We start from the raw sequence: 20,410 nt of genomic DNA, 5'->3' as shown, positions 1-20,410 counted from the left end.
ATCTCTCCTTGCTTTTAGAATGTATATTATATTATTTATGAAGTCCGCATTCGGTTTTATCGGATCCTGACCAACGGCCTGCCCGTGGATCTTCTCCCGGCATAACTTGGCGAGTGCAATACTCGCAGCCGATGCTGGGATAGTTCTGATCATGCAGCGGATTGTATACTACATTGTTAGCCCGAATATAGTCCCATACATCCTCGGAAGTCCAGCTAGCTATCGGATTGAATTTGACCAGCCCAAATTTCGTATCGTATTCCACCTTCTTCGCATTAGCACGTGTAGGCGCCTGGTCACGGCGAATTCCCGTGATCCACGCATCATACCCTGACAATACCCGTGTCAGAGGCTCGACCTTACGAATGTTACAGCAGGCATTCGGATCGCTCTTCCAGAGCTCTTCGCCGTGCTGGGCAGCTTGTTCCTCCGGTGTAATTAGCGGAGATACCCGCACGAAATCAAGATTATACTTCGAAGCCATTGTATCGCGCGTTTCATAGGTTTCTTTAAAGTGGAAGTCCGTATCCAAATAAAAAACATCCGTCGACGGGCTGATCTTCTGCAGCATATCCACCAATACGACATCCTCTGCACCGAAGCTGCACGCAAATGTAATATTCGGGAATGTCTGAACCGCCCATGCGATGATCTCTTCAGGAGATGCATTCTCGAACTCTTCCGCCTTAGCTTGAATCAACTGTTCTTTCTCCAATAAATTCATAATTTCCTCCCCCTCGCAGTAACTTACATAAACAAGGAAATAATCCTACTAAACAGATTTGAATTATTAATTAAAGTATAGAACTTTTTAACAATAAGTCAATATGAACGCACGAAAAAAGCCCTTGGCCAATAATGGCCAAGGGCTTTCTTTCCTTGCAGAACAAGGAATATTAACGTTTGGAGAATTGTGGTGCACGACGAGCAGCTTTAAGACCGTATTTCTTACGCTCTTTCATGCGTGGGTCACGAGTCAAGAAGCCTGCTTTCTTCAGTGCAGGACGGAATTCTGGATCTGCTTTGAGCAATGCACGGGAAATACCGTGGCGGATTGCTCCTGCTTGACCAGAGATACCTCCGCCGTGAGCGATAACGATCACGTCGTAGTTTGTGGTTGTTTCCGTCAAATTCAGTGGTTGTTTAACGATCAGTTTGAGTGTTTCCAAACCGAAGTAGTCATTGATATCACGTTTATTGATGACGATGCGTCCTTCACCCGGTACAAGGCGAACACGAGCTACCGAATGTTTACGACGACCTGTCCCATAGTATTGTACTTGTGCCATGAAACTGTCCTCCCTTTTAATTATCCGCGAAGTTCGTAAACTTCTGGTTTTTGTGCTGCATGTGGATGCTCAGTACCCGCATATGCTTTCAATCTCAGCTTCATTTTCTCGCCTTGACGAGTTTTAGGAAGCATGCCGTGAACCGCAGATTCGATCATGCGCTCAGGTTTTGTTCTCAACAAGTCTTGAGCAACCGTCACTTTAAGTCCACCTGTGTGCTGGGAGTGACGATAGTATTTCTTGCTTTCCATTTTGTTGCCGCTAAGTCTGATTTTCTCAGCGTTGATGACGATAACGAAATCACCGCCGTCAACATGAGGTGTAAATCCTGGTTTGTGTTTGCCGCGAATCAATGCTGCAGCTTCGCTTGCCAAACGGCCCAGCGTTTTGCCTTCGGCATCGATGATGTGCCATTTGCGTTCAACTTCGCTTGGCTTAGCCATATAGGTGGTACGCATGTAAAGATCCTCCTTCATTCTCATCCGAAATGGTTCATAGATACCAGACATGTTCATGCTCTTTGGGCGCAGAACGAATCTGGTAAATTTATCTTCGTTCCTATGCTTATTCGCATTTAAATTATCATAGATGTATCGGTCTTCTTATTGGGGGCTGTGGGATAGCCATAAGAAAACACAACTTATATTTTACAGGATGCACATTTATTACGCAAGTCTTTTTTAGTTATTCATATTCCACGCTCCACAGCATAAGCCCCTTGCTTTCTGCGGTCGGTCCGGCAGCCTTGCGATCCTTCGCCTCCAGGATCTGCTTCATCTGTTCTGGAGGGCGCTTGCCCTGACCTACCTCAAGCAGGGTTCCCACGATGATGCGCACCATATGCTGCAGGAAGCCATTGCCGCTAATATAGAGATGCATCACGCCCTGATCTCGTGAATTTGGCTTCGCCAGCGACGTATCCACTTCAATTCTGACTTCGTCGATCGTCCGCACATGGCTGGCCTTCGTAGAATGACGGGAAGCAAACGACGTATAATCATGCGTTCCCAGGAGAAAGCTCAAACCCTCGCGCATCGCATCCACATCAAGCTTGCCCGGATGGTGAAGCTGGTAGCTGCGCTGAAATACGTCAGTAAACCGGTTAGCATTAATCGTATAACGGTAAGTCTTCCGTTTGGCCGACCGCCTGGCGTGAAAATCGAGATCTACCTCTTCGGCAGACGTAACACGAATGTCTGCAGGCAGCCTTCCGTTTAACGCAAGGCACCAGCGTTCCACCGGAATTTGCGATGAGGTCCAAAAATGAAACGGCTGCGACCTTGCATGAACCCCCGCATCAGTGCGGCCGGAGCCGTGGATTTTAACGATCTCGCCCGTTAGATTCCGAATAGCCGCTTCCAGGCAATCTTGAATTGTATTGCCTCCCGGCTGCGTCTGAAAGCCGTAATAATTGCTCCCGTCATAACAGACCGTCATCAGTAAATTACGCACGATCTTGCCACCTTCCTGAACGCTTGCTGCATGCTTGTGCTAATAAAAGAAAAACTCTCCGAGCGATTTAGCCCGAAGCAGGCTTGGCGTACAGAGAGTTTACTTCACATATGGCTGGGCCCAGTACGTGTCTGGGAGGCACGCAAAACTGTCCTCTAACAAAGAGCAAAGCCCCGCTCAAGCCTCCCTTGGCTCGTCGGGGCTGAAAGCCGCTGAACCGAAAGTCCGGCTCCTTCCGCTGTCGCTCTCTTTATGAATAAGCTATATTTCCCTGTGGGAAAATAGAGACAATTCACGAAGAATATTAAGCCCGGTCTACCAATTCAAGATAAACCATAGGGGCAGAGTCACCACGACGAGGTCCCAGTTTCAGGATACGAGTGTATCCGCCTGGACGCTCGGAGTAACGAGTTGCAATTTCTGTGAACAGCTTTTGGATTGCATCTTGCTCTCCGTCGATCGATTCGCGGCGAACGAACGCTGCAACTTGACGGCGGGCATGCAAATCTCCACGTTTTGCTTTTGTAATCAGCTTCTCAGCGATAGAACGAACTTCTTTCGCTTTCGCTTCTGTCGTTTGGATGCGCTCATACAAGAACAGGTCTGTTACCAGGTCACGGAACAAAGCTTTACGTGCACTAGAGTTACGTCCCAACTTTTGGTATGCCATGTGTATTCCCTCCTTCGCTAAAACGATTCAAGCAATCTATTCTTCCGTACGAAGTCCGAGTCCAAGCTCTTCAAGCTTCTCTTGGACTTCCTCCAAAGATTTGCGTCCGAGGTTACGAACCTTCATCATATCTTCTTCGGTTTTCGTCGTCAGCTCTTGCACGGTATTGATACCGGCACGTTTGAGGCAGTTGTAGGAACGAACGGAAAGATCCAGCTCTTCGATAGTCATCTCAAGCACTTTCTCTTTCTTGTCCTCTTCCTTCTCAACCATGATTTCCGCGTCCTTCGCTTCGTCCGTGAGACCCACGAACAAGTAAAGATGCTCGGTCAAGATTTTGGCTCCGAGGCTTACCGCTTCTTCAGGTTTGATGCTGCCATCTGTCCATACTTCAAGCGTGAGCTTGTCGTAGTTGGTCACTTGGCCAACCCGTGTATTCTCTACGACGTAGTTGACACGTGCAATCGGGGTATAGATCGAATCAACAGGAATGACACCGATAGGTTGATCATCTCGTTTATTCCGATCTGCCTGAACATAACCGCGGCCCCGGCCTGCGAATATGCGCATGTGAAGTCTGGAACCCGGCTCAAGCGTAGCAATATGCAAATCCGGATTCAGAATCTCTACATCGCTATCCGCACGGATATCACCTGCTGTAATAACTCCTTCGCCTTCCGCATCGATCTCAAGGATTTTCTCCTCGTCCGAATGGATTTTGAGAGAGAGAGCTTTCAGATTCAGAATGATCTCCGTAACGTCTTCCATTACACCTGGAACGGTCGAAAATTCATGCAGAACGCCATCGATCTGGACCGAGGTTACCGCTGCACCCGGTAGAGAAGAGAGCAAAATCCGACGCAGCGAGTTACCCAGAGTGGTGCCATACCCACGCTCAAGTGGTTCTACTACAAATTTCCCATAGGTGCCATCATCGTTAACTTCTACGGTCTCAATTTTCGGCTTTTCGATTTCTATCACGAAATTACCCCTCCTTCAAAACGTCGTTCCTAAAAAACACCAATGTCTTCTGAAGTGTACCACGTAGTATGCCTAAACAACCATTGTTACCAAGTTGCAATGTTGTTATACACACTTTATGCAACTTCATTAAACACGACGGCGTTTTGGAGGACGGCAACCGTTATGCGGGATTGGAGTTACGTCTTTAATCATGTTGACTTCAAGGCCTGCCGCTTGCAGGGAACGGATAGCGGCTTCACGGCCGGCGCCAGGACCCTTAACCATAACCTCAACGGATTTCATTCCGTGTTCCATTGCAGCTTTAGCAGCTGTTTCAGCAGCCATTTGTGCAGCAAATGGAGTAGATTTACGGGAACCTTTGAACCCTTGGCCGCCGGAGCTTGCCCAAGAGATCGCATTACCGTGCGGATCCGTAATCGTTACAATCGTATTGTTGAATGTGGAACGGATATGTGCCACACCGGATTCGATATTTTTACGGTCACGACGTTTAGTACGTACGACTTTTTTTGGTTTAGCCATTGTCAGTTATCCTCCCTTCTTATTTCTTCTTGTTCGCTACTGTACGACGAGGACCCTTACGAGTACGGGCATTCGTTTTCGTACGTTGTCCGCGAACAGGCAGGCCACGACGATGACGCACACCACGGTAGCAGCCAATTTCGATCAAACGTTTAATATTTAAGGAAATTTCACGACGCAGGTCACCTTCTACCTTAACCTCTTTGTCGATCGTTTCGCGTAGTTTGCTAACCTCATCTTCCGTCAAGTCACGAACACGAGTGTCCGGATTGATGCCTGTAGTATTCAGGATTTTCTGGGAAGTCGTTTTACCGATTCCGAAAATGTAAGTCAAGGCGATCTCAACGCGTTTGTCACGTGGCAAATCCACACCAGCTATACGAGCCATTTTACGCTACACCCCCTTCTATTAACCTTGTTTTTGTTTGTGCTTAGGATTCTCACAGATTACCATTACATTGCCTTTGCGTCGAATGACTTTGCATTTTTCGCAAATAGGCTTTACAGAAGGTCTTACCTTCATGTTAATTACCTCCCTAAAGTTTTGCGAAGCAAAACTTTCTTCGTAAGGATTAGCCTAGTTTTACATCAAGTAAAACTAACTTTGAAGCACTGACTTCGAGAAAAACTTCGTTTCACAGACCACCGCAAAAAAATAAATTTCATGCAGTGACAAACTCAACCTGAATATCATACCACATATTCGCAATAAATGATATGGTATCTATTTACGGTAAGTAATACGACCTTTTGTTAGATCGTAGGGTGATAGTTGAACGACCACTTTATCTCCCGTCAGAATACGGATGAAATGCATCCGCAGCTTACCGGAAACATGAGCGAGAATTTGATGACCGTTCTCAAGCTCTACTTTGAAAGTAGCATTCGGCAGCGGCTCAACAACTACACCTTCGACTTCAATGACATCTTCCTTAGCCACAGTCAGTCTCCTTTCTCTTCAGCATTTGGATTGGCGGATTTGACGAATGCGTGCACGGCATGCCGCAGCTTCGCATTGGTCACCCGACCGCTTTCCTGCAAACTATGAACAACCTCGCTGCTAATGATTGGCGAAAGTTCGAGATGCTGTACATTCTTCCGTTTGGGCTGATCAAACTTCCGTTTGTTCCCATCCGCGATCAGTACGAACTTGGTATCCACAATCGCTACAACAACAGCAACCGCCCCGGCGTCTTTCCCTTTCAATACTCTCACCATTTGACCGATCTCGGCTTCTGAGCGGTACTCCACCTTCATCGCCTATTCGTCCAGCTTTGTGAGAATTTCCATACCGTCAGCAGTAACTGCTACAGTATGCTCAAAGTGAGCGCAGAGCGAGCCGTCAACTGTAACGACTGTCCAATTATCTTCCAGCGTTCTTACATACCGCTTGCCAACGTTGACCATCGGTTCGATAGCGAGAACCATACCTGGTTTCAGACGTGGCCCCCGATCTGGAATGCCGTAATTCGGAATCTGCGGTTCCTCGTGAAGATTCGCGCCGATGCCGTGACCGACATATTCGCGAACGACCGAAAAGCCTGCATCCTCAATATAACGCTGAATAGCATGCGATATCGTGTATAAGCGAACATCTGGTTTGACGAGCTCAAGACCGGCAAAGAGGGATCCTTCAGTAACTTCGAGAAGTCTCTTCGCTTCCTCCGAAATCTTGCCAACCGGATAAGTCCATGCTGAGTCTCCATGAAAGCCGCGATACTCCGCACCGATATCAAGACTAATGATGTCGCCTTCATTCAGTTTGCGTTTGCCGGGAAATCCATGTACCAATTCTTCGTTAACCGAAGCGCAAATGCTGTAGGGAAAGCCGTTGTAATTTTTGAAAGACGGCACCGCGCCTTGACTGCGAATGTACTTATCTGCAATTTGATCGAGTTCCCCCGTCGTAATCCCGGGCTCAATCGATTGCGCCATGAGCCTGTGCGTCTCCGCGACGATCCGCCCTGCTTCTCTCATAAAGCCAAGTTCCGTTTCGGATTTACAAATGATCATTACTTAACCTCGCAGTAAAGATACGATTTCTTTCGTTACCGTATCGATTTCCTGTTCTCCATCAATTTCGCGCAGCAGCCCTTTTTCTTCATAGAACTGAAGAAGTGGCGCCGTCTTGTTGATGTATTCGTCCAGCCGTGTGCCTACGCTCTCTTCATTATCGTCAGAACGTTGGTACAATTCTCCGCCGCACTTATCGCAAACACCTTCCTGTTTAGGAGGGTTAAAGATCACATGATAAGTAGAGCCGCAAGATTTGCAAATCCGTCGCCCCGTAAGACGAGCCAGCAATTTGTTACGATCCACTTTCAGGTTGATGACGTGCGTCAGCTTGCGGTTCAGTTCGCTAAGCAGTTCCTCCAGCGCTTCCGCTTGCGAAAGGGTTCTTGGAAATCCATCCAGTAAGAAACCATTTTCGCAATCGGACTGCTGAAGTCTTTCGCGAACGATACCTACGGTGACATCATCAGGTACCAGCAGGCCTTGATCGATATACTCCTTGGCTTTCAGCCCAACAGGTGTTCCCTGCTTAATCGCCAGACGAAATGCATCGCCTGTCGAAATATGAGGAATGCCGAATTCGTTAACGATCGCCTCTGCTTGTGTTCCTTTTCCCGCTCCAGGAGGTCCCATGAATAAAATGTTCATGTCAAGCACTCCCTTCGAGACTGGTTCACTTCGCTAAGAAAACAGAACAATAGGCGCCAGGAGAGTTCGTTAACCAAGCTCAATCCTGGAACCTATCTCCTATTTATTAATGAAGCCTTTGTAGTGACGTTTAATCAATTGCCCTTCGATCGTCTTCATCGTATCAAGCGCAACACCGATAACGATCAGAATGGAAGTACCTCCGATTTGCACGGTACGCGGCAGTCCAGCCAAAGCACCGAGAATAACCGGGAGCACGGAGATAAAGGCAAGGAACAAGGCGCCAGTCATCGTCAATCGGGACAGAACCCGGGTCAGATAAGTAGCCGTTGTTTTCCCTGGACGAATCCCCGGAATGTAGCCGCCATTCTTCTTCATGTTATCCGCCATTTGCTGCGGGTTCATCTGTACGAAAGTATAGAAGAACGTGAAACCAATAATCATGACTACATACAACACAATACCAAGTGGACGGTCAATGTTCATATTGCTGCTGACCCATTGTGCCCAAGTGTGTGTTGACCAAAAGCTTGCAATGACTATCGGAAACTGCAACAAGGATGAAGCGAAGATAACAGGAATAACACCCGCTGCGTTAATTTTGAGCGGAATGTGCGTGTTCTGCCCGCCATACATTTTGTTTCCGACAACACGCTTAGCATATTGTACAGGAATTTTACGAATGGCTTGCTGGATGTAAATTACACCGATAATAATCAACACGAACACAATGACAATCGCAAGCGATTTGACGATGTTCATGAACGTTTGCCCAGAAACAATGAAATCGGACATTGCGATGTTTTGAATATGAGTTGGCATCGAAGCGACGATACCTGCGAAGATAATCAGCGAAATACCGTTACCGATTCCCTTCTCCGTGATTTGTTCACCAAGCCACATCAAGAACGACGTACCCGCGGTCAAGACAATCGCGATCAACATATAATCCCCGAACGTTGCGTTCGGCACCATCTCTGTATAATACAGACGGTTGAAACCGATCGATGTCGCAAAGGCTTGAATGAGGGCCAAGACCACCGTTAAATAACGGGTGACTTGGGCCGACTTCTTCTTGCCATGCTCACCTTGCTTCGCCCACTCTGCCAGCTTTGGAATAACATCCATGGACAGGAGCTGTATGATAATGGAGGCGGTGATATAAGGGAAAATCCCGATTGCAAAAATCGAGAAGTTATGCAGCGCGCCGCCCGAGAAGATATTCAACATCCCGAGCAAATCACTTCCCGCAGTGTTAGTCGTCTTGAACACGTCTTTATTAACGCCCGGAACCGGAACAAACGAACCGATCCGGTAGATAATAAAGATAAAGAGAGTGAACAATATACGGGTCCGCAGATCCTTAACGTGCCAAATGTTCTTCATGGTTTTAAACATTAGATCACCTCGGTTTTACCGCCGGCAGCCTCGATTTTCTCTACCGCGGATTGAGAGAACTTATTCGCTTTAACCGTCAATTTGACAGTCAGTTCACCGTTGCCAAGAATCTTGATGCCGCTTTTTGCGTCTTTCACGATTCCTTGTTCAAACAACAGCTCAGGAGTAACCTCTGTATCCGCCGCAAAGTTGTTTAATTCCTGGGTGTTCACAATCGCATACTCTTTCCGCGTTGGATTCGTAAATCCGCGTTTTGGCAAGCGACGATACAACGGGTTTTGACCGCCTTCGAAGCCCGGACGGACGCCGCCGCCGGAACGAGCATTTTGACCTTTGTGACCACGTGTTGATGTTTTACCCATACCGCTTCCTGTACCGCGTCCTACGCGTTTGCGTTCTTTGCGGGAACCAGGAGCTGGGGAAAGCTCATGTAACTTCATCGTTCGTTGCACCTCCTTATTTATTGTTTCACTTGCGAGTAATGGTAAACCCTAGGGCCACCAATATCATTCGTTAGCTTAATCCGCTAATACTTTTCAGGGAGTTATCCTTGGATTTCTTCAACGGATACCAGGTGGCTTACATGATTGATCATGCCACGAATGGCAGGATTGTCTTGTTGAACCACGGATTTGTTTACTTTACGCAGTCCCAGTGTATTAACAGTCGTGCGTTGTTTCTCCGATGTGCCGATCAAACTACGTACGAGGGTAATTTTCAGCTTTGCCATGAGATTCCCTCCTTAACCGAGAAGTTCTTCGACGGTTTTACCGCGTAATTTCGCAACATCTTCAGCGCGTTTTAGACGGGACAAGCCCTCCAAAGTCGCGTTAACCATGTTGATGGAATTCGAAGAACCTAAAGATTTTGTTAGAATGTCGCCTACGCCAGCAAGTTCGAGTACCGCACGAACTGGTCCGCCTGCGATTACCCCGGTACCTTCGGAAGCCGGTTTAAGAAGCACGCGGCCTGCACCGAAGTGACCGATTACTTGGTGAGGGACTGTCGTTCCTACAAGCGGAACGAATACAAGGTTTTTCTTAGCATCTTCGATTCCTTTGCGAATCGCATCAGGAACCTCGCCTGCCTTACCGATCCCAGCGCCAACCCAGCCTTTGCCGTCCCCGACAACTACTAGCGCACTGAAGCTAAAACGGCGTCCGCCTTTTACTACTTTAGCTACGCGGTTAATGTTTACAACTCTTTCAGTCAGTTCTAAAGTATTCGGATCTACACGCAAGTCGTTAACCTCCTTTTAGTGATTATTTTAGAATTCAAGGCCTGCTTCGCGAGCTGCGTCAGCCAGAGCCTGAATACGTCCATGATACAAGTATCCTCCACGGTCAAACACAACGTTCTTGAAGCCTTTATCTTGAGCACGTTTTGCGATCAGTTCGCCAACCTTGCTAGCAGACTCAACGTTGCCGCCGGTGGTGATGCTTCCGCTCAATTCTTTGTCAAGCGTCGATGCCGATGCCAGAGTTACCCCAGCCACATCATCGATCAGCTGTGCATAGATATGTTTGGAAGAACGGAATACGTTCAATCTAGGACGAATAGCCGTTCCTTGGATTTTTCTCCGTACGCGCAAATGTCTTTTCAGACGAGCTTTGTTCTTGTCAGCTTTTGTAATCATGACTTCCATTTCACTCCCTTCGGTTTACCTAAACAACACAAATCGTTCAACTCGCCAGAAGGATTGGTCCGCTAAGAAGAAAGTTATTTCTTCTTACCGGCTTTACCTTCTTTACGGATAATACGTTCACCTTCGTACTTGATCCCTTTACCTTTGTACGGCTCAGGCTCGCGCACGGAACGAATTTTAGCAGCGTATTCACCGACACGCTCTTTGTTAATTCCGCTTACGATGATCTTCGTGTTAGCAGGCACTTCAAATGTAATGCCTGGTTCTGGAGTGATTTCTACTGGATGAGAGTACCCTACGTTGAGTACGAGCTTCTCTCCGGATTTGCTTGCGCGGTATCCGACCCCAACCAGCTCAAGATTTCTAGTGAAACCTTCAGTTACTCCACTCACCATGTTGCTCACTACACTGCGTGTTGTACCGTGCAGGGAACGATGCGTTTTATGATCAGAAGGACGTTCTACTGTGATCTCATTGTTCTCAACAGTAACTTTCATGTCCTTGTGAAGTTCACGAGTCAAAGAACCTTTCGGTCCTTTTACTGTAATCACGTTATTATCAAGTGTGATATCCACACCACTTGGTACTGTAATTGGTTTGCGACCAATTCGAGACATTTGCTGCACCTCCTTGTTTTGTGACGTTAATTACCAAACGTAGCAGACAACTTCGCCGCCGGCTTTAGACTGACGTGCTTCTTTGTCGGTCATAACACCTTTGGAAGTGGAAATAATCGCGATTCCCAGTCCGCCCAGAACACGAGGAACCTCAGTGCTCTTAGTGTAAACGCGAAGACCTGGTTTACTGATTCTTTTCAAGCCAGTAATAACGCGTTCGTTGTTAGGGCCGTATTTCAGGAAAAGACGGATCATCCCTTGTTTGTTGTCATCAATATATTCTGCATCGCGGATGAAGCCTTCACGCTTCAGAATCTCGGCGATTTGCTTTTTGATCGTTGAGGCAGGCAGTTCCACCGTTTCGTGGCGAACTGTGTTCGCGTTACGAATACGAGTAAGCATATCTGCAATTGGATCTGACATAGTCATACGTGTAAACCTCCTTCCCGTTGTTGATTGTTTACCAGCTTGCTTTTTTCACGCCAGGAATCTGGCCTTTATAAGCTAATTCACGGAAACAAATTCTGCATATTTTAAACTTTTGCAGTACCGAATGTGGACGACCGCAACGCTCACAGCGGGTATATGCCCGTACTTTGAATTTCGGTGTGCGTTGTTGTTTAACTTTCATCGAAGTTTTTGCCACTTAGCCTGACACCTCCTAAATAGTTTCGGAGAATTCGTTACGACCTACTTATTTTACGAAAGGCATGCCCAGTCCAGTGAGCAATTCACGGGACTCTTCATCCGTTTTAGCCGTCGTTACAATAACAATGTCCATACCGCGAACTTTGTCGACTTGATCGTATTCGATCTCAGGGAAAATCAATTGCTCTTTCAAACCAAGTGTGTAGTTACCGCGTCCGTCAAACGCTTTGTTCGATACGCCGTGGAAGTCACGTACACGCGGAAGCGTTACGTTGAACAATTTGTCGAGGAAATGGTACATACGCTCGCCGCGAAGAGTTACCTTCACGCCGATTGGCATGTTCTCACGAAGCTTAAATCCAGCGATGGATTTCTTAGCACGCGTGATTACTGGCTTTTGACCAGAGATCAGCTGCAAATCGTTAACCGCAGAATCAAGCACTTTCGAGTTTGCTACGGCTTCGCCAACACCCATGTTGATAACTACCTTCTCAACTTTAGGTACTTGCATTACCGTTGTATAGTTGAATTTTTGAACCAAAGCAGGCGTTACTTCATTCAAAAAACGTTCTTTCAATCTTGTTGCCATGAATCATGGACCTCCTTTCTTTGCGTTACTGGATTAGTCGATTACTTCACCCGATTTTTTAGCAACACGAACTTTTTTGCCGTTGTCCAATACTTTGTAACCGATACGGGTTACGCTTCCGCTCTTAGGATCAACGTGCATAACGTTCGAAACGTGAATCGGAGCTTCCTTCTCAATAATTCCGCCTTGTGGGTTCAGCTGATTTGGTTTTTGGTGTTTCTTAACCATGTTCACGCCTTCCACAAGCACGCGGTTTTCACGAGGATACGCAGCGATGACGCGGCCTTTTTTGCCTTTGTCTTTACCCGTAATCACGATAACCGTGTCGTCTTTTTTGACGTGCAGTTTATTGTTATGGGATTCTAGAACTTTCTTCAGTCTAGGCATTCTTTACACCTCCTGTTTCGTCGAAACTTCATGTTTCACATACGTACTAAATAACTTCCGGAGCCAAGGAAATGATTTTCATGAAATCTCTATCGCGAAGTTCACGAGCAACAGGTCCGAAAATACGTGTTCCGCGTGGGCTCTTGTCTTCTTTAACAACAACCGCTGCATTTTCGTCAAAAGCAATATAGGAACCGTCTTTACGGCGAACAGCACGTTTCGTACGAACGATAACCGCTTTAACTACGTCTCCCTTTTTGACAACGCCGCCTGGTGTTGCTTGTTTTACGGAACAAACGATCAAATCACCAATTTGCGCCGAACGACGACCCGTACCGCCAAGGACGCGGATACACATCAATTCCTTCGCACCGGAGTTGTCTGCTACATGCAAACGTGAGAATGGTTGGATCATGGTTGTTTCCTCCTTTCGTCTCAAGCTTTCGCGCTATTAGATAATTACAGCTTCTTCGACAATCTCAACAAGTCTCCAACGCTTGTCTTTGGACAGCGGACGAGTCTCGATGATTTTAACTACGTCACCAATTTTCGCAGAATTATTCTCATCATGCGCTTTGAATTTCTTCGTATATTTAATGCGTTTATGGTACAAATCATGTTTCTTGTAAGTCTCAACAGCTACAACAATAGTTTTATCCATTTTGTCGCTGACAACTTTACCAACCTGCACTTTACGGGCATTGCGTTCGCTCATGGTTAGCCTCCTTCCTGGACTTAGGCGCTTCGCTTACTTGGAGCGCAATATTAGCTAGTAATACCAAGTTCTCTTTCATGTAAAATGGTTTTAGCACGAGCTATATCTTTCCGCACGTCACGGATCCGAGTCGGGTTATCAAGCTGGCCGGTGGCCAATTGAAAACGGAGGTTGAAAAGCTCTTCCTTAAAACCCGCGATCTTTTGTTCGATTTCAGCAGTGGTTAAGTTGCGAAGTTCATTAGCTTTCATTTGCTTCACCACCCAATTCTTCACGTTTCACAAACTTCGTTTTGATTGGCAGTTTGTGAGCGGCAAGCCGCATAGCTTCACGAGCAATTTCCTCGGATACACCGGCAAGCTCAAACATGATTTTGCCCGGTTTCACAACTGCAACCCATTTCTCGACGTTACCTTTACCGCTACCCATCCGCACTTCAAGAGGCTTTTGAGTAATTGGCTTGTCAGGGAAAATTTTGATCCATACTTTACCGCCCCGTTTGATGTAACGAGTCATCGCGATACGCGCAGCCTCGATTTGGCGGTTCGTAATCCATGTAGGCTCAAGAGCTTGCAGGCCGTATTCGCCGAAGTTCAGCTCAGTTCCGCCTTTAGCTTGGCCTCTCAAACTACCGCGCTGCTGCTTGCGGTGTTTTACACGTTTAGGTACCAACATGATTAATTGCCTCCTTCCTGGGCAGCTTGTTGTTTCTTAGCCGTAGGAAGAACCTCTCCACGATAAATCCATACTTTTACGCCAATACGTCCATAGGTCGTATGAGCTTCAGCCGTACCGTAGTCGATATCAGCGCGAAGCGTATGAAGTGGAACAGTTCCTTCGCTGTAGCCTTCCGAACGAGCAATCTCAGCACCGCCAAGACGACCGCTGACTGCTGTTTTGATCCCTTTAGCACCTGAGCGCATAGTTCTTTGAATCGCTTGTTTAAGCGCACGACGGAAAGATACGCGACGCTCCAGTTGTTGTGCGATGCTCTCAGCGACAAGAATCGCGTCAAGATCAGGGTTTTTGATTTCAGAGATGTTGATGTGAACTTTTTTGCCGCCTGCAATTTTCGTAATTTGATTACGCAGGTTTTCAACTTCCGAACCGCCTTTACCGATAACCATGCCCGGCTTAGCAGTATGGATCGTTACATTCACACGATTAGCCGCTCTCTCGATTTCGATACGAGATACCGCGGAGTCTTTCAGTTTATTTTTCAGGTGCTCACGAATTTTTACGTCTTCAAGCAAAAGATCACCGAAATCTTTGCCTGCGTACCATTTGGATTCCCAGTCACGGATAATCCCTACTCGTAGTCCGACCGGATTTACTTTTTGGCCCACGCGTTTTCCCTCCTTATTTTTCGGATACCACCAAAGTAATGTGGCTGGTGCGTTTGTTGATCCGACTTGCACGTCCCATTGCCCGCGGGCGGAAACGTTTCATTGTAGGACCTTGGTTTACGTACGCTTCCGTAATAACCAATTTATTTACATCCAGAGAATAGTTATGCTCAGCATTCGCAATCGCCGAATTCAAAAGCTTCTCCACGATTGGGGAAGCAGCCTTAGGCGTGTGACGAAGAATCGCGATAGCATCGCCAACTTGCTTGCCACGGATCAAATCGATAACCAATTTAGCTTTCCGCGGAGCAATACGGATGGACCTTGCATGTGCTTTAGCTTCCATTGTGTGTTACCTCCTCTCAAACGAAGAACTTATACCTTAACGTCTCGTTTTCTTATCGTCGTCCGTATGACCTTTATAGGTACGGGTTGGAGCAAATTCGCCGAGTTTGTGTCCGACCATATCCTCAGTAACATATACCGGAACATGTTTGCGGCCATCATATACACCGAATGTATGTCCAATGAATTGCGGGAAAATCGTAGAGCGACGGGACCAAGTTTTGATAACTACCTTCTTGTTCGATGCGCTCGCTTCTTCCACTTTCTTCAACAGGTAACCATCGATGAATGGTCCCTTTTTCAGACTGCGACTCATGTATTTTTCCTCCCTTCGCCACTTTAAAAAAATGACTTCGCCTTATTTCGGGCTAAGCCGGCTTATGCCAGCTGTTGATATCTCCCGTTGCCGCAACCAGGAAGTGATCCGCTAGCAGCGGATTACTTCGTACGGCCGCGAACGATATATTTATCAGAAGCTTTGCCTTTTTTACGCGTTTTGTAACCAAGCGTCGGTTTGCCCCATGGAGATAGCGGAGACTTACGTCCGATTGGCGCACGACCTTCACCACCACCGTGTGGGTGATCGTTAGGGTTCATTACCACACCGCGAACGGAAGGACGATTTCCGAGCCAACGGCTGCGGCCGGCTTTACCAACCTTGATCAATTCATGGTCTTGGTTACCTACAGATCCGATCGTTGCACGGCAAACTTTGAGGATTTTACGAACTTCGCCAGAAGACAAGCGAACAGATACGTATTTATCTTCTTTACCGAGCAATTGTCCTTCTGTACCAGCTGCACGAACGAGTTGTCCGCCTTTGCCTGGTTGAAGTTCAATGTTGTGGATAACTGTACCTACTGGAATGTTCTCCAAAGGAAGAGCATTACCGATTTTGATGTCGGAATTCGGTCCAGACTCGATCATATCGCCAACTTTCAGGCCTTTAGGAGCCAGAATGTAGCGTTTCTCACCGTCCACATAGTGGATCAGGGCGATGTTGGAAGTACGGTTAGGGTCGTACTCGATCGTAGCAACGCGACCTGGAATTCCATCTTTGTTACGTTTGAAGTCGATGATCCGGTAGCTACGTTTGTGTCCTCCACCATGGTGGCGAACCGTAATTTTACCGTGGTTGTTACGTCCAGCCGTTTTGCTCAGTGGAGCAAGCAACGATTTCTCCGGACGATCCGTAGTAATTTCTTCAAAAGTGGATACAGACATGTTCCGTCTTGCTGGAGATGTCGGTTTATACTTTTTAATTGGCACTGTTTTTCCCTCCTTGCTCTAACGTTCTATTATACCGATTCAAAAAACTCAAGCGGCTTGCTGTCAGCCGTCAGCGTAACGAATGCTTTTTTCCATTCAGGAGTATACCCGAAGTGGCGTCCGTAACGTTTAGGCTTGGCAGGAACACGCAGTGTATTCACATTGCTCACTTTTACATTGAAGATCGCTTCTACAGCTTTTTTGATTTCGGTTTTGTTCGCACGAATGTCAACTTCGAAAACATATTTGTTCTCAGCCATATAGTCAGCCGTACGTTCCGTAATCACCGGACGTTTAATTATATCACGAGGATCTTTCATTACGCGAGCACCTCCTCTACCTTCTGAACTGCTTCTTTCGTAATGATCAGTTTGTCGTGCGTCAGCACGTCAAGAACATTAATGCCGTCAGCTGCAACGAATTTAACACCTGGGATGTTGCGTGCGGACAACGCTACATTGTCATCATAGCTAGGCGCTACGATCAATGCTTTGCGGTCTACTTTCAGGTTGTTCAGGATCGCTGCGAACTCTTTCGTCTTAGGAGCGTTCAGGCTGAGCGCATCCAATACGATAATGTCTTGATCGATCACTTTCGAAGAAAGAGCCGATTTAATCGCCAAACGACGAACTTTCTTAGGCAATTTAAACGCATAGCTGCGTGGAGTCGGACCGAACACGATTCCGCCGCCAACCCATTGCGGGGAGCGGATCGAACCTTGACGAGCACGACCTGTGCCTTTTTGTTTCCATGGTTTACGGCCGCCGCCGCGAACTTCGGAGCGTCCTTTTACTTTATGAGTACCCAAACGCAGGGAAGCGCGCTGCATAACAACTGCGTCGTGAAGAACGTGAACGTTCGGCTCAATACCGAATACCGCGTCATTCAGTTCAACTTCGCCTACTTGGCTACCACTGACATTATATAGTGCTACTTTAGGCATTGCTTGTTCCTCCTTTCCTTAAGGCGATTACTTCTTAATCGCTTGTTTGATTTTCACTAGGCTATTTTTAGGTCCTGGAATGGATCCTTTAACGAGCAATACGTTACGTTCTGCATCCACACGGATAACTTCAAGGTTCTGGATCGTAATCGTTTCGCTACCCATGTGTCCTGGAAGGCGTTTGCCTTTAGGAACGCGGTTCGCTTGGATGGAACCCATGGAACCAGGTCTACGATGGTAACGGGAACCGTGAGACATAGGTCCGCGGCTTTGACCCCAGCGTTTGATGTTACCTTGGAATCCTTTACCTTTAGAAATACCTGTTACGTCAACAAATTCGCCTTCAGCAAAAACATCAACTTTGACCTCTTGGCCAACTTCATATGTTGCCAAATCAATACCGCGAATTTCACGAACGTAGCGCTTAGGTGCTGTGTTCGCCTTCTTAGCATGACCTACTTCAGGTTTGTTGGCTCTGCTTTCTTTCTTATCGGTATAACCGATTTGAATCGCTTCATAGCCATCGTTTTCTACATCTTTCTTCTGAAGAACGATGTTGGACTCAGCTTCGATTACCGTTACAGGAATAACAATTCCTTCTGGGGTAAACACTTGAGTCATTCCGAGTTTTTTCCCTAAGATACCTTTCATGTTGACACCTCTTTTCCTTTCCTAATCAACTTACGATTGATATTACAATTTGATTTCGATATCTACACCGGACGGCAGGTCCAAGCGCATCAAGGCATCCACAGTTTGTGGAGTCGGGTTCACAATGTCGATCAGACGTTTGTGTGTACGCATTTCGAATTGCTCCCGGGAATCCTTGTACTTGTGTACCGCACGGAGAACAGTAATGATTTGTTTCTCAGTCGGAAGCGGAATCGGTCCGGATACGCCAGCACCTGAACGTTTTGCCGTTTCAACGATTTTCTCTGCGGATTGATCAAGAATTCTGTGATCATAAGCTTTCAAACGAATACGAATTTTTTGCTTTGCCATTTTAGTCCCTCCTTCTATCGCCCAATTTATTATCGGACATACTCCGTGAAAATTTTCTGACCGCCCTCCCATGGCAAAGGGGCCGGGTGTGTCAGTAACCTCTCACATCATCGCACAGTCACAGAACAACATTCATTATTATATAGAAAAGATAGATGTAATGCAAGCAAAATATTAGACATTTTCATCGGCATTTCTCGGGCACGTATATATAGAAGGAAATCATTTCTCTATAGCCGTAAAATGACAACTAAGGGACATAAAACGATAATGAAGAAATGGATTAGATCAAAGTATAAAGATAGGCACGAAAAAACGCGATTGACGGCCAATCCGCTGACTAACTGCATTCTAACGGACTGGAAAGACCCTATTTTCGCTAATTCGCACCTATTCAATATACTTACGGACACAGAGGACGCTATTCGCTGAAAAAAGACCCGAGTTAGATGCTTTTTCGCCTAATAAGGTCTCCAGTGTCCGTTAGCACTTACAAATAGGCTATTTTATCAAAATAACGGAATGAAGGTCCGTTAGACTTATGCTTTATTGGCGCTCTAGCATTACGCTATTAACATCCCAGAGCCAACTATAGGTATCACTAACGCAGACAACGCAAAAAGCTACCCTAAGGATCTGATGACCCTCAGGGCAGCTCTGGTAATAAGGTTTAAGAAACCTTATTATTTTTGGATAGTAACAACCGCACCGGATCCAACTGTACGGCCACCTTCACGGATGGAGAAGCGAGTTCCTTCTTCAATCGCGATAGGAGCGATCAGGGATACAGTAACTTCGATGTTGTCGCCAGGCATAACCATTTCAGTACCTTCTGGCAGGTTGATGATACCTGTAACGTCAGTTGTACGGAAATAGAATTGTGGACGGTAACCTGTGAAGAAAGGTTTGTGACGTCCGCCCTCTTCTTTAGTCAATACGTATACTTGAGCAGTAAACTCAGTATGCGGATTAACGGAAGCTGGCTTAGCAAGAACTTGACCGCGCTCGATTTGTGTACGGTCTACACCACGGAGCAATGCACCGATGTTGTCGCCCGCTTCAGCGGAATCAAGCAATTTACGGAACATTTCAACGCCCGTAACAACGGATTTCTTAGTTTCTTCAGCAATACCAACGATTTCAATCTCGTCGCCGACTTTAACAGTACCACGCTCAACGCGGCCTGTAGCAACCGTACCACGACCAGTGATGGAGAATACGTCCTCAACTGGCATCAAGAACGGTTTGTCAACCGGACGCTCTGGAAGCGGAATGTACTCGTCGATGATTTCGAACATTTCGATGATTTTCTTAGCGTAGTCGCCATCTGGGTTTTGAAGTGCTTCACGAGCGGATCCACGAACGATTGGAGTGTCATCGCCTGGGAACTCATATTCGTTCAACAGGTCGCGAACTTCCATTTCAACCAGTTCCAGAAGCTCTTCGTCTTCAACCATGTCGCATTTGTTCAAGAATACAACGATGTAAGGAACGCCTACGTTACGGGACAACAGGATGTGCTCGCGAGTTTGCGGCATTGGGCCGTCAGCTGCGGATACAACCAGGATTGCGCCGTCCATTTGAGCCGCGCCAGTGATCATGTTTTTAACATAGTCGGCGTGACCTGGGCAGTCAACGTGAGCGTAGTGGCGGTTAGCCGACTCATACTCAACGTGGGAAGTGGAAATTGTGATACCGCGTTCGCGCTCTTCTGGAGCTTTGTCGATTTGATCGTAAGCGATCGCGCTACCTCCACCGTAAGTTTTTGTCAAAACGGTAGTGATTGCTGCAGTCAAAGTAGTTTTACCATGGTCAACGTGACCGATTGTACCGATATTAACGTGCGGTTTTGTACGTTCGTATTTTGCCTTTGCCATTTTAAACAGTTCCTCCTTAAATATGGATTGTTATGTTGGACTGATCGAAGA

36 protein-coding genes are annotated in these 20,410 nt (G+C 46.7%); all 36 read right to left on the bottom strand.

The features are described 5' to 3' along the window. Positions 1-31: 31 nt before the first annotated feature. A complete protein-coding gene (locus tag ACYUJT_RS24170) occupies positions 32-724 on the bottom strand; it encodes a phosphoadenylyl-sulfate reductase (protein ID WP_460327229.1) in 693 nt (230 codons plus the stop codon). 172 nt (positions 725-896) lie between these two features. After that, positions 897-1,289, bottom strand: coding sequence for a 30S ribosomal protein S9 (rpsI, locus tag ACYUJT_RS24165; protein ID WP_460327227.1), 393 nt, complete (start codon positions 1,287-1,289; stop codon positions 897-899). Between the two features lie 20 nt (positions 1,290-1,309). Further along, complete coding sequence (rplM, locus tag ACYUJT_RS24160; protein ID WP_460327225.1) at positions 1,310-1,747, bottom strand: 50S ribosomal protein L13; 438 nt, start codon at positions 1,745-1,747, stop codon at positions 1,310-1,312. Positions 1,748-1,973: 226 nt separating this feature from the next. Continuing rightward, positions 1,974-2,741 carry a tRNA pseudouridine(38-40) synthase TruA gene (gene truA, locus ACYUJT_RS24155; protein ID WP_460327223.1) on the bottom strand — a complete coding sequence of 256 codons (768 nt, stop codon included), beginning with the start codon at positions 2,739-2,741 and terminating at the stop codon, positions 1,974-1,976. A gap of 304 nt (positions 2,742-3,045) precedes the next feature. After that, positions 3,046-3,411, bottom strand: a complete 366-nt coding sequence (gene rplQ, locus ACYUJT_RS24150) for a 50S ribosomal protein L17 (RefSeq protein WP_019635795.1) — start codon at positions 3,409-3,411, stop codon at positions 3,046-3,048. A gap of 36 nt (positions 3,412-3,447) precedes the next feature. Beyond that, positions 3,448-4,392 (bottom strand): DNA-directed RNA polymerase subunit alpha, encoded by a 945-nt coding sequence (locus ACYUJT_RS24145; protein ID WP_055105094.1) that lies wholly within the window; start codon positions 4,390-4,392, stop codon positions 3,448-3,450. Between the two features lie 129 nt (positions 4,393-4,521). After that, positions 4,522-4,917, bottom strand: a complete 396-nt coding sequence (gene rpsK / locus ACYUJT_RS24140) for a 30S ribosomal protein S11 (protein ID WP_019635793.1) — start codon at positions 4,915-4,917, stop codon at positions 4,522-4,524. Between the two features lie 19 nt (positions 4,918-4,936). Then, entirely contained in the window at positions 4,937-5,305 is a 369-nt protein-coding gene (gene rpsM, locus ACYUJT_RS24135) for a 30S ribosomal protein S13 (protein ID WP_019635792.1), read from the bottom strand. Between the two features lie 21 nt (positions 5,306-5,326). Then, positions 5,327-5,440: a 50S ribosomal protein L36 gene (rpmJ, locus tag ACYUJT_RS24130; RefSeq protein ID WP_003333770.1), complete on the bottom strand. Its 114-nt coding sequence runs from the start codon at positions 5,438-5,440 to the stop codon at positions 5,327-5,329. Between the two features lie 201 nt (positions 5,441-5,641). Beyond that, entirely contained in the window at positions 5,642-5,857 is a 216-nt protein-coding gene (infA, locus tag ACYUJT_RS24125) for a translation initiation factor IF-1 (protein ID WP_019635791.1), read from the bottom strand. Between the two features lie 2 nt (positions 5,858-5,859). Continuing rightward, entirely contained in the window at positions 5,860-6,174 is a 315-nt protein-coding gene (locus ACYUJT_RS24120; protein WP_460327218.1) for a hypothetical protein, read from the bottom strand. A 3-nt stretch (positions 6,175-6,177) separates the two neighbouring features. Continuing rightward, the gene (gene map / locus ACYUJT_RS24115; protein WP_283925944.1) at positions 6,178-6,930 is read right to left on the bottom strand and encodes a type I methionyl aminopeptidase; all 753 of its coding nucleotides are present in this window, start codon (positions 6,928-6,930) and stop codon (positions 6,178-6,180) included. A gap of 3 nt (positions 6,931-6,933) precedes the next feature. Then, complete coding sequence (locus tag ACYUJT_RS24110; protein WP_155613343.1) at positions 6,934-7,578, bottom strand: adenylate kinase; 645 nt, start codon at positions 7,576-7,578, stop codon at positions 6,934-6,936. Positions 7,579-7,677: 99 nt separating this feature from the next. Beyond that, positions 7,678-8,976: a preprotein translocase subunit SecY gene (secY, locus tag ACYUJT_RS24105; RefSeq protein WP_460327214.1), complete on the bottom strand. Its 1,299-nt coding sequence runs from the start codon at positions 8,974-8,976 to the stop codon at positions 7,678-7,680. Then, on the bottom strand, positions 8,976-9,416 hold the full coding sequence (gene rplO / locus ACYUJT_RS24100) for a 50S ribosomal protein L15 (RefSeq protein ID WP_055105088.1): 441 nt from the start codon (positions 9,414-9,416) through the stop codon (positions 8,976-8,978). The genes secY and rplO overlap by 1 nt, the downstream gene beginning before the upstream one ends. 104 nt (positions 9,417-9,520) lie before the next feature. After that, positions 9,521-9,706 carry a 50S ribosomal protein L30 gene (gene rpmD, locus ACYUJT_RS24095; protein WP_460327211.1) on the bottom strand — a complete coding sequence of 62 codons (186 nt, stop codon included), beginning with the start codon at positions 9,704-9,706 and terminating at the stop codon, positions 9,521-9,523. Between the two features lie 12 nt (positions 9,707-9,718). After that, a complete protein-coding gene (gene rpsE / locus ACYUJT_RS24090; protein WP_055105086.1) occupies positions 9,719-10,216 on the bottom strand; it encodes a 30S ribosomal protein S5 in 498 nt (165 codons plus the stop codon). A gap of 27 nt (positions 10,217-10,243) precedes the next feature. Next, on the bottom strand, positions 10,244-10,612 hold the full coding sequence (gene rplR / locus ACYUJT_RS24085) for a 50S ribosomal protein L18 (RefSeq protein ID WP_460327208.1): 369 nt from the start codon (positions 10,610-10,612) through the stop codon (positions 10,244-10,246). Between the two features lie 83 nt (positions 10,613-10,695). Further along, positions 10,696-11,238 carry a 50S ribosomal protein L6 gene (rplF, locus tag ACYUJT_RS24080; RefSeq protein WP_460327206.1) on the bottom strand — a complete coding sequence of 181 codons (543 nt, stop codon included), beginning with the start codon at positions 11,236-11,238 and terminating at the stop codon, positions 10,696-10,698. Between the two features lie 30 nt (positions 11,239-11,268). Next, positions 11,269-11,667 (bottom strand): 30S ribosomal protein S8, encoded by a 399-nt coding sequence (gene rpsH / locus ACYUJT_RS24075; RefSeq protein WP_155613348.1) that lies wholly within the window; start codon positions 11,665-11,667, stop codon positions 11,269-11,271. A 31-nt stretch (positions 11,668-11,698) separates the two neighbouring features. Then, positions 11,699-11,884, bottom strand: coding sequence for a type Z 30S ribosomal protein S14 (locus tag ACYUJT_RS24070; protein ID WP_013312154.1), 186 nt, complete (start codon positions 11,882-11,884; stop codon positions 11,699-11,701). A gap of 48 nt (positions 11,885-11,932) precedes the next feature. Continuing rightward, a complete protein-coding gene (gene rplE, locus ACYUJT_RS24065) occupies positions 11,933-12,475 on the bottom strand; it encodes a 50S ribosomal protein L5 (RefSeq protein ID WP_460327203.1) in 543 nt (180 codons plus the stop codon). A 33-nt stretch (positions 12,476-12,508) separates the two neighbouring features. Beyond that, positions 12,509-12,862 (bottom strand): 50S ribosomal protein L24, encoded by a 354-nt coding sequence (gene rplX / locus ACYUJT_RS24060; protein ID WP_055105082.1) that lies wholly within the window; start codon positions 12,860-12,862, stop codon positions 12,509-12,511. Positions 12,863-12,908: 46 nt separating this feature from the next. Beyond that, positions 12,909-13,277 carry a 50S ribosomal protein L14 gene (rplN, locus tag ACYUJT_RS24055; RefSeq protein WP_460327201.1) on the bottom strand — a complete coding sequence of 123 codons (369 nt, stop codon included), beginning with the start codon at positions 13,275-13,277 and terminating at the stop codon, positions 12,909-12,911. 36 nt (positions 13,278-13,313) lie between these two features. Next, positions 13,314-13,577, bottom strand: a complete 264-nt coding sequence (gene rpsQ / locus ACYUJT_RS24050; RefSeq protein ID WP_460327199.1) for a 30S ribosomal protein S17 — start codon at positions 13,575-13,577, stop codon at positions 13,314-13,316. A 50-nt stretch (positions 13,578-13,627) separates the two neighbouring features. Beyond that, the gene (gene rpmC / locus ACYUJT_RS24045; protein WP_019635776.1) at positions 13,628-13,828 is read right to left on the bottom strand and encodes a 50S ribosomal protein L29; all 201 of its coding nucleotides are present in this window, start codon (positions 13,826-13,828) and stop codon (positions 13,628-13,630) included. Beyond that, complete coding sequence (gene rplP / locus ACYUJT_RS24040; protein ID WP_019635775.1) at positions 13,818-14,252, bottom strand: 50S ribosomal protein L16; 435 nt, start codon at positions 14,250-14,252, stop codon at positions 13,818-13,820. The genes rpmC and rplP overlap by 11 nt, the downstream gene beginning before the upstream one ends. 2 nt (positions 14,253-14,254) lie before the next feature. Then, a complete protein-coding gene (rpsC, locus tag ACYUJT_RS24035) occupies positions 14,255-14,923 on the bottom strand; it encodes a 30S ribosomal protein S3 (RefSeq protein WP_460327197.1) in 669 nt (222 codons plus the stop codon). A gap of 13 nt (positions 14,924-14,936) precedes the next feature. Continuing rightward, positions 14,937-15,269, bottom strand: a complete 333-nt coding sequence (gene rplV, locus ACYUJT_RS24030) for a 50S ribosomal protein L22 (protein WP_055105077.1) — start codon at positions 15,267-15,269, stop codon at positions 14,937-14,939. Positions 15,270-15,305: 36 nt separating this feature from the next. Continuing rightward, positions 15,306-15,584, bottom strand: a complete 279-nt coding sequence (gene rpsS, locus ACYUJT_RS24025; protein WP_019635772.1) for a 30S ribosomal protein S19 — start codon at positions 15,582-15,584, stop codon at positions 15,306-15,308. A 122-nt stretch (positions 15,585-15,706) separates the two neighbouring features. Further along, positions 15,707-16,537, bottom strand: a complete 831-nt coding sequence (gene rplB, locus ACYUJT_RS24020) for a 50S ribosomal protein L2 (RefSeq protein ID WP_460327193.1) — start codon at positions 16,535-16,537, stop codon at positions 15,707-15,709. 29 nt (positions 16,538-16,566) lie between these two features. Continuing rightward, a complete protein-coding gene (gene rplW, locus ACYUJT_RS24015; RefSeq protein ID WP_460327191.1) occupies positions 16,567-16,857 on the bottom strand; it encodes a 50S ribosomal protein L23 in 291 nt (96 codons plus the stop codon). Beyond that, positions 16,857-17,480 carry a 50S ribosomal protein L4 gene (rplD, locus tag ACYUJT_RS24010; RefSeq protein ID WP_019635769.1) on the bottom strand — a complete coding sequence of 208 codons (624 nt, stop codon included), beginning with the start codon at positions 17,478-17,480 and terminating at the stop codon, positions 16,857-16,859. Before rplD ends, rplW begins: the two co-directional genes overlap by 1 nt. Before the next feature lie 27 nt (positions 17,481-17,507). Continuing rightward, complete coding sequence (gene rplC / locus ACYUJT_RS24005) at positions 17,508-18,131, bottom strand: 50S ribosomal protein L3 (protein ID WP_460327188.1); 624 nt, start codon at positions 18,129-18,131, stop codon at positions 17,508-17,510. Between the two features lie 42 nt (positions 18,132-18,173). Then, positions 18,174-18,482 carry a 30S ribosomal protein S10 gene (gene rpsJ, locus ACYUJT_RS24000; RefSeq protein ID WP_006037947.1) on the bottom strand — a complete coding sequence of 103 codons (309 nt, stop codon included), beginning with the start codon at positions 18,480-18,482 and terminating at the stop codon, positions 18,174-18,176. 683 nt (positions 18,483-19,165) lie between these two features. Beyond that, the gene (gene tuf, locus ACYUJT_RS23995; protein WP_460327185.1) at positions 19,166-20,359 is read right to left on the bottom strand and encodes an elongation factor Tu; all 1,194 of its coding nucleotides are present in this window, start codon (positions 20,357-20,359) and stop codon (positions 19,166-19,168) included. Positions 20,360-20,410 lie beyond the last annotated feature (51 nt).

The organism is Paenibacillus sp. YSY-4.3, from assembly GCF_054767475.1.
This window is presented reverse-complemented; position numbering and strand designations above follow the sequence as displayed.

Excerpts from the sequence above, each read along its gene's own strand:
- rpsQ (WP_460327199.1), bottom strand. The coding sequence starts at position 13,577 with ATGAGCGAACGCAATGCCCGTAAAGTGCAGGTTGGTAAAGTTGTCAGC.
- rplC (WP_460327188.1), bottom strand. The coding sequence starts at position 18,131 with ATGAAAGGTATCTTAGGGAAAAAACTCGGAATGACTCAAGTGTTTACC.
- ACYUJT_RS24170 (WP_460327229.1), bottom strand. The coding sequence starts at position 724 with ATGAATTTATTGGAGAAAGAACAGTTGATTCAAGCTAAGGCGGAAGAG.
- rplX (WP_055105082.1), bottom strand. The coding sequence starts at position 12,862 with ATGCCTAGACTGAAGAAAGTTCTAGAATCCCATAACAATAAACTGCAC.
- rpsJ (WP_006037947.1), bottom strand. The coding sequence starts at position 18,482 with ATGGCAAAGCAAAAAATTCGTATTCGTTTGAAAGCTTATGATCACAGA.
- rplQ (WP_019635795.1), bottom strand. The coding sequence starts at position 3,411 with ATGGCATACCAAAAGTTGGGACGTAACTCTAGTGCACGTAAAGCTTTG.
- rplP (WP_019635775.1), bottom strand. The coding sequence starts at position 14,252 with ATGTTGGTACCTAAACGTGTAAAACACCGCAAGCAGCAGCGCGGTAGT.
- rpsK (WP_019635793.1), bottom strand. The coding sequence starts at position 4,917 with ATGGCTAAACCAAAAAAAGTCGTACGTACTAAACGTCGTGACCGTAAA.
- rpsH (WP_155613348.1), bottom strand. The coding sequence starts at position 11,667 with ATGACTATGTCAGATCCAATTGCAGATATGCTTACTCGTATTCGTAAC.
- rplO (WP_055105088.1), bottom strand. The coding sequence starts at position 9,416 with ATGAAGTTACATGAGCTTTCCCCAGCTCCTGGTTCCCGCAAAGAACGC.
- tuf (WP_460327185.1), bottom strand. The coding sequence starts at position 20,359 with ATGGCAAAGGCAAAATACGAACGTACAAAACCGCACGTTAATATCGGT.
- ACYUJT_RS24110 (WP_155613343.1), bottom strand. The coding sequence starts at position 7,578 with ATGAACATTTTATTCATGGGACCTCCTGGAGCGGGAAAAGGAACACAA.
- ACYUJT_RS24120 (WP_460327218.1), bottom strand. The coding sequence starts at position 6,174 with ATGAAGGTGGAGTACCGCTCAGAAGCCGAGATCGGTCAAATGGTGAGA.
- rplF (WP_460327206.1), bottom strand. The coding sequence starts at position 11,238 with ATGTCTCGAATTGGTCGCAAACCAATTACAGTACCAAGTGGTGTGGAT.
- rpsI (WP_460327227.1), bottom strand. The coding sequence starts at position 1,289 with ATGGCACAAGTACAATACTATGGGACAGGTCGTCGTAAACATTCGGTA.
- rplD (WP_019635769.1), bottom strand. The coding sequence starts at position 17,480 with ATGCCTAAAGTAGCACTATATAATGTCAGTGGTAGCCAAGTAGGCGAA.
- rpsM (WP_019635792.1), bottom strand. The coding sequence starts at position 5,305 with ATGGCTCGTATAGCTGGTGTGGATTTGCCACGTGACAAACGCGTTGAG.
- rplR (WP_460327208.1), bottom strand. The coding sequence starts at position 10,612 with ATGATTACAAAAGCTGACAAGAACAAAGCTCGTCTGAAAAGACATTTG.
- rplN (WP_460327201.1), bottom strand. The coding sequence starts at position 13,277 with ATGATCCAACCATTCTCACGTTTGCATGTAGCAGACAACTCCGGTGCG.
- rpmJ (WP_003333770.1), bottom strand. The coding sequence starts at position 5,440 with ATGAAGGTAAGACCTTCTGTAAAGCCTATTTGCGAAAAATGCAAAGTC.
- rplW (WP_460327191.1), bottom strand. The coding sequence starts at position 16,857 with ATGAAAGATCCTCGTGATATAATTAAACGTCCGGTGATTACGGAACGT.
- rplM (WP_460327225.1), bottom strand. The coding sequence starts at position 1,747 with ATGCGTACCACCTATATGGCTAAGCCAAGCGAAGTTGAACGCAAATGG.
- rplE (WP_460327203.1), bottom strand. The coding sequence starts at position 12,475 with ATGGCAACAAGATTGAAAGAACGTTTTTTGAATGAAGTAACGCCTGCT.
- map (WP_283925944.1), bottom strand. The coding sequence starts at position 6,930 with ATGATCATTTGTAAATCCGAAACGGAACTTGGCTTTATGAGAGAAGCA.
- rpsS (WP_019635772.1), bottom strand. The coding sequence starts at position 15,584 with ATGAGTCGCAGTCTGAAAAAGGGACCATTCATCGATGGTTACCTGTTG.
- secY (WP_460327214.1), bottom strand. The coding sequence starts at position 8,976 with ATGTTTAAAACCATGAAGAACATTTGGCACGTTAAGGATCTGCGGACC.
- rplV (WP_055105077.1), bottom strand. The coding sequence starts at position 15,269 with ATGGAAGCTAAAGCACATGCAAGGTCCATCCGTATTGCTCCGCGGAAA.
- rpmD (WP_460327211.1), bottom strand. The coding sequence starts at position 9,706 with ATGGCAAAGCTGAAAATTACCCTCGTACGTAGTTTGATCGGCACATCG.
- rpmC (WP_019635776.1), bottom strand. The coding sequence starts at position 13,828 with ATGAAAGCTAATGAACTTCGCAACTTAACCACTGCTGAAATCGAACAA.